General features: G+C 73.8%; 4 protein-coding genes. 3 read left to right on the forward strand and 1 reads right to left on the reverse strand.

What is annotated here, in order from left to right:
• Positions 1-55: 55 nt before the first annotated feature.
• The 3 genes from MFF61_RS31520 (at position 56) to MFF61_RS31530 (ending at position 5,671) form a co-directional block, all read left to right on the forward strand.
• Positions 56-862, forward strand: a complete 807-nt coding sequence (locus tag MFF61_RS31520) for an ImuA family protein (protein ID WP_238241633.1) — start codon at positions 56-58, stop codon at positions 860-862.
• Positions 863-926: 64 nt separating this feature from the next.
• Complete coding sequence (locus MFF61_RS31525; protein WP_238241637.1) at positions 927-2,309, forward strand: Y-family DNA polymerase; 1,383 nt, start codon at positions 927-929, stop codon at positions 2,307-2,309.
• Positions 2,306-5,671: an error-prone DNA polymerase gene (locus tag MFF61_RS31530; protein ID WP_238241634.1), complete on the forward strand. Its 3,366-nt coding sequence runs from the start codon at positions 2,306-2,308 to the stop codon at positions 5,669-5,671. The genes MFF61_RS31525 and MFF61_RS31530 overlap by 4 nt, the downstream gene beginning before the upstream one ends.
• Before the next feature lie 56 nt (positions 5,672-5,727).
• Here the strand turns inward: MFF61_RS31530 and MFF61_RS31535 are convergent.
• Positions 5,728-6,532, reverse strand: an 805-nt coding sequence (locus MFF61_RS31535) for a molybdopterin dinucleotide binding domain-containing protein (protein WP_238241635.1), incomplete at its 5' end; no start/stop codon positions are given.

Below are 6,532 nucleotides of genomic sequence, written 5' to 3' on the forward strand. Positions count from 1 at the left end.
GGTTGACTCCGCGCGCCAGCGGGGCTGCTATAAGAACAAACAGGGAACATGAACCGTGCAGCCGCCCGTCGCCCTCTCCGCCCTGCGTCGCGCCGTCATGGCCCTGGAGCCCGGCATCGCGAGCGCCGCGGGCCGGCCGTTCGAGACCGGCCGGCCCGACCTCGACGCGTGGCTCGGCGGCGGCCTGGCCCGCGGCGTCCTGCACGAGGTCCATGCCGGTCACGCGCGCCATCCCGCCGCCGCGACCGGGTTCGGCCTGGGCGTGGCGCTGCGGGCCGCGGGCGGGCGGCCGCTCGTCTGGGTCCGGCAGGATCCGGTCGAGGCGCGGGTGGGAGGGCTCTACGGCGACGGGCTCGCAGCCTTCGGGCTCGATCCGTCCCGTCTCGTCGTCGTGCGGGCGCGCGATCCGACCGGAGCCTTGCGGGCCGTGGACGAGGCCGCCCGCTGCTCGGGTCTCGGCGCCGCCCTCGTCGAGATGGGGGGAGCCCCGGGAATCCTCGATCTCAAGGCGAGCCGGCGGCTGACGCTTTCCGCGCGCGCCTCGGGGGTGACGCTCGTCATGATCCGGCTCGACGCCAGCGCCTGTCCGAGCGCGGCGACGACCCGCTGGAGCGTCGCGGCCGTGACCTCGTCGCCCGTCGAGGCGAAGGCGCCCGGCCGGCCCGCCTTCGCCGCCACCCTGCTGCGTCACCGGGCGGGCCGCCCCTCCCGCACCTGGCACCTGGAATGGGACCGTGACAGCCTGCGCTTCTCAAGCCCCGTCGCAGAGCCCGCCGCAGCCGCGCCGCTACCTCGCGCTGTGGTTTCCGTTCCTGTCGGCGGAGCGGGTCCGGCCGAGGCAGGACGGCGGCGCGCAGGCTGAACCGCACGGGCTCGTGGCGCAGGTCGGGGGCGCCCTGAGGCTCGCGGCGGTCGGCCGGGAGGCGATGGCCCTCGGCCTCAGGCCGGGCCAGACGCTGGCCGACGCCCGCGCCCGCATCCCCCACCTCGTGGTCGAGGACCACGATCCCGCGGCGGATGCGGCGCTGCTCCATCGCATGGCCGGGGCCTGCGATCGCTGGACCCCCCTCGTCGCCCTCGATCCGCCGGACGGGCTCATCCTCGACGTGACCGGTTGCGCCCATCTGGTCGGCGGCGAGGCGGAATTGCGGGCGCAGAGCCTGCGCCGCTTCCGCCACGCCGGCTTCTCCGTCTGCGCCACCATCGCGGGCACGCCCGATGCCGCCCGCGCGTTGGCCCGGTTCGGCCGCGCCGGAACGGTGCCGCCCGGGGGCGAGGCTGAGGCCGTCCGCGCCCTGCCCGTCGCGGCGCTCGGGCTGGAGCAGGACACGCGCGCCGCGCTCGCCCTCGCCGGCCTGAAGCGCCTCGGCGACCTCGCCGGCCTGCCGAGCCGTCCTCTGGCGGCCCGGTTCGGCGAGGAGCCGGGACGGCGGCTGCGCCGGGTGCAGGGGCTGGAGGATCGCCGCATCACGCCGCTGCGGCCGCGTCCCGCCTGCTGGGCCGACGAGGTCTTCGCCGATCCCGTCGCCCACCGGCCCGCCATCGCGGCGGCGCTGCAGCGGCTGGCGGGCCGGGTCGCGGACCGGCTCGAGGCCGAGGGCCGGGGCGGGCGCGCCTTCGAGGCGAGCTTCTTCCGCAGCGACGGGGCGGTGCGGCGGATCGGCATCCGCACCGGCCGGCCGCAACGCGACCCCGACACGATCCTGCGTCTCCTGCGCGAGCGGCTCGACGCCCTCGCCGACCCCCTCGATCCCGGCTTCGGCTTCGACCGCGTCCGGCTCGCCGTTGCGGCCGCCGAGCCGCTGGAGCCGCGTCAGCCGCGCCTCGACGGGGAAGCGGACCACGAGGACGCCGTCTCCGATCTCGTCGACCGGCTGGTGGCCCGCCTGGGCGCGGCCCGCGTGCTCCGCTTCGTCGCGGCCGACACGCACGACCCCCTGCGCAGTTCGCGCCTCGTGCCGGCGGCGGAGCCCGGCGCGTCCTCCGCCCCCTGGCCGGTCCCGGAGCCGAGCGAGCCTCCGGCGCGGCCGCTGCACCTGTTCGATCCGCCCCAGGCCGTGGAGGCGCTCGCCGAGGTGCCGGACGGGCCGCCCCTGCGCTTCCGCTGGCAGGGCGTCCTGCACACGATCGTCCATGCCGAGGGGCCCGAGCGCATCGCGCCCGAATGGTGGCGCGACCCCGATGCGCCGACGCGGGACTATTACCGGGTCGAGGATGCGCAGGGGGGCCGCTTCTGGCTCTACCGGGCCGGGCTCTACGACCGCGAGACGGGGCCCCCGCGCTGGTACCTGCACGGATTGTTCGCGTGAGGGACGAGGCGCCTCCTTACGCGGAACTCGTCGCCGCGACGAATTTCTCCTTCCTGCGCGGCGCCTCGCATCCGCAGGACATGGTGCTGACGGCCCTCCTGCTGGGCCAGACCGGGATCGGGATCGCCGACCGCAACACCGTCGCGGGCGTCGTGCGCGCCTATGCGGCCCTGCGGGAGGTGCGGGCGGAGGGCGCGCCGCTCCTCGAGACGGTCCGGTCGGGATCGGGACCCGGCGAGGTCGCCCGCCGCGCGCATCCCGCCGCGGACGGCGATCCGGCTTTGCGCGCGGCGCTCAGGCGGCGCGCCGCATCGTTCACCCTCGCGGTCGGTGCCCGGCTCGTCTTCGCGGACGACACCCCGGACATCGTCGCCTATCCGGCGGATCGCGCCGGCTGGGGCCGCCTGTGCCGCCTCCTCACCCTCGGCAACCGCCGCGCGCGCAAGGGCGCCTGCATCCTGCGCCGCGACGACCTGCTGGCGGATGCGGGCGGGTTGCTGCTTATCGTCCTGCCCGGGCGGCGCCTCGACGGCCTCAGCCCCATCCTGATCCAGGTCGCGCAGGCCGCGCCCGGCGCCGTCTGGCTCGCGGCGGCCCTGCATCGGCGCGGCGACGACCGCCGGCGGCTCGTTCGCCTCGCGGCGCTGGCGCGGGAGGCGGGCCTGCCGCTCATCGCCGTCAACGACGCGCTCTATCACGATCCCGGCGCCCGCGATCTCCAGGACGTGCTCACCTGCATCCGCGAGGGCGTGACCGTCGAGACCGCCGGCCGCCGGCTGGAGGCCAATGCCGAGCGTCATCTCAAGGCGCCGCAGGAGATGGCGCGCCTGTTCCGCGAGGCGCCCGAGGCGCTCGCCGAGACCCAGGCCCTCCTCGCCCGGGTCGGCTTCAGCCTGGCCGAGCTGCGCTACGATTACCCCGACGAGCCGGTGCCGCCGGGCTGGAGCGCGCAGGGCTGGCTGGAGGAGCAGACATGGCGCTGTGCCGCCATGCGCTATCCGGACGGCATCCCGGACAAGGTCGTGGGGCTGCTGCGGGCGGAACTCGCCCTCATCGCCAAGCTCGACTACGCCCGCTACTTCCTGACGATCCTCGACATCGTGCGGGTGGCCGAGGACAAGGGCATCCTCTGCCAGGGCCGTGGCTCGGCGGCCAATTCCGCCGTCTGCTACGTGCTCGGCATCACCGCCGTCGATCCGACCGCGCACGATCTCCTGTTCGCGCGCTTCATCTCGGAGGAGCGCCGCGAACCGCCCGACATCGACGTCGATTTCGAGCATGAGCGGCGCGAGGAGATCATCCAGCACATCTATGCCCGCTACGGCCGGCACCGGGCCGGCATCGCCGCGACGGTGATCCGCTACCGGCCGCGCAGCGCCATGCGCGAGGTCGGCAAGGCGCTCGGTCTCACCGAGGACGTCACCGCCCGGCTCGCCTCGACCCAGTGGGGCAGCTTCGGGGCGCAGATCCGCAACGCGCATATCCGCCAGGCCGGGCTCGACCCGGAGAACCCCTCGATCGCCCGCGCCCTCGGCCTCGCCCGGCGCCTGCTGGGCTTTCCCCGTCACCTCTCGCAGCATGTCGGCGGCTTCGTGCTGACGCGCGGGCGCCTCGACGAGACGGTGCCCATCGGCAACGCCGCCATGCCCGAGCGCACCTTCATCGAATGGGACAAGGACGACATCGACGATCTCGGCCTGATGAAGATCGACGTGCTGGCGCTCGGGATGCTGACCTGCATCCGCAAGGCCTTCGACCTGATGCGCGCCCACGGCCTCGGCGACCACGACCTCGCCGCCGTCCCGCAGGAGGATCAGGCCGTCTACGCCATGCTGCAGAAGGGGGATTCGATCGGGGTGTTCCAGGTCGAGAGCCGGGCGCAGATCAACATGCTGCCGCGGCTGAAGCCCGCCCGCTTCTACGACCTCGTCATCCAGGTGGCGATCGTCCGGCCGGGCCCGATCCAGGGCGACATGGTGCATCCCTACCTGCGCCGCCGGGCCGGGCTGGACCCGGTGATATTTCCCTCCCCGGCGCCCGGGAGGGGGGAGCCCGACGAACTCCACCGGGTGCTCGAGAAGACCCTCGGCGTCCCCCTGTTCCAGGAGCAGGCGATGCGGCTCGCCATGGTGGCGGCCGAGTTCAGCGACGTGGAGGCCAACCAGCTCCGCCGGGCCATGGCGACCTTCCGCCATGTCGGCACCATCCAGACCTTCGAAGCCCTGATGGTCGAGCGCATGGTGGCGCGCGGCTACGCGCGTGACTTCGCGCAGAGCTGCTTCGAGCAGATCAAGGGCTTCGGCTCCTACGGCTTCCCGGAGAGCCACGCGGCCTCCTTCGCCAAGCTCGTCTACGTCTCGGCCTGGATCAAATGCCATCACCCGGCGGTGTTCGCCTGCGCGCTCCTGAACGCGCAGCCGATGGGCTTCTACGCGCCCGCGCAGATCGTGCGGGACGCGGCCGAGCACGGGGTCGCGATCCGCCCGGTCGACATCAACCACAGCCTGCGCGACAACACGCTGGAGCCCCACGGCACCGGGCTCGCCCTGCGCCTCGGCCTGCGGCAGGTCGACGGGCTCGCCCAGGCCGATGCGCGGCGGCTGACCGCGGCGCGCGATGCGCCGTTTTGCGACATCGAGGACCTCGCCGCCCGCACCCGCCTGTCCCGGCCCGCCCTGGAGCGGCTCGCCGCGGCCGATGCGTTCCGCTCCCTCGGCCTCGACCGGCGCGCGGCGCTCTGGGCCGTGCGCCGCCTGCCCGACGACGCGCCCCTGCCCCTGTTCGCGGCGGCGCAGGCCCGCGAACTCGGACCAGAGCCGGAGGTGAACCTGCCCGAGATGACCCTCGGCGCGCAGGTGGCGGCCGACTATCAGGCGGTGCGGCTCTCGCTCAAGGCGCACCCAATGGCGATCCTGCGGCCGGTCTTCCGGGCCGAGGGGGTGGCGAGCTGCGCCGAGACGGCGGCCCGCCCCGACGGCGCGGTCTGCCGCAATGCGGGCATCGTGCTCGTGCGCCAGCGCCCCGGCGCGGGGAACGCCATCTTCATCACCCTGGAGGACGAGACCGGCATCACCAACGTGATCCTGTGGGCGCGCACCTTCGAGCGCTTCCGCCGCGCCGTGATGGGCGCGCGGCTCCTGCTCGTCGAGGGGCGGGTGCAGAAGAGCCCGGAAGGCGTGACGCATCTCCTGGGGGAGCGCCTGACCGACCGCAGCCGGGACCTCGCGCGCCTGTCGGAGGACCACGACCTGCCCGTCGAGCGCACCCGCGCGGACGAGGTCACGCACCCCCCGCAGCCGCGCGGTGCGCACGGCCATCCCCGCAGCGTGCGGATCCTGCCCCGATCGCGGGATTTCCACTGATGCGGGGGCCCGCTGCTCCCGTCATCGGCTGATGCTCCGCCCCCGATCCCTGCCGCTCACGCGGCGCGGATCTGGCAGAGCGTCGCCTTGGTCTCCTGCATGCCCGTGACCGGATCGTAGCCGTAGGTGGTGACGGTGTTGACGCTCTCGCCGAGCACCACCGGGTCGGTGTCCTTCGGGTAGTAGCCGCGCATGTCGCGGCCCTGGTACCAGCCGGAGAAGTGGAACGGCATGAAGGCCACGCCCCTCGCCACGCGCTCGGTGACCAGGGCCTTCACCTTGGTCTTCGCGCCGTTCTCCGGCCCCAGCACCCAGACGAACTGCCCGTCCCTGATGCCCCGCTCGGCCGCATCCTGCGTGTTGATCTCCACGAACATGTCCTGCTGGAGTTCCGCCAGCCACGGGTTCGACCGCGTCTCCTCGCCCCCGCCCTCGTATTCCACCAGACGTCCCGAGGTCAGAATGATCGGGAAGTCCCGGGCGATGCCCTTGTCGACCGCGGCCTTCTGCACCGAGAAGCCGAGATTCGGGATGCGGAACTGCCGCTCGTCGGGGCGCGTCGGGTACTTGGCCACGAGGTCGGGACGGGCCGAGTAGATCGGCTCGCGGTGCACCGGCACCGGGTCAGGCAGGTTCCAGGCATTCGCCCGCGCCTTGCCGTTCCCGAACGGGATCACCCCGTGCTCCAGGCAGACCCGCTGGATGCCCCCCGACAGGTCGGTGGCCCAGCTCACCGCATCGATGGTGTTGCCGCCGATGCGAGTGATCACGGCCAGCTCCTCGGCGGTGAGGTCCTTGTCCCAGCCGAGCTTCCTGAACACCCCCATGGTGAATTCGGGATAGCCGTCGGTGAGGTCGGAG

The organism is Methylobacterium isbiliense (assembly GCF_022179325.1).
GTDB lineage: Bacteria > Pseudomonadota > Alphaproteobacteria > Rhizobiales > Beijerinckiaceae > Methylobacterium > Methylobacterium isbiliense.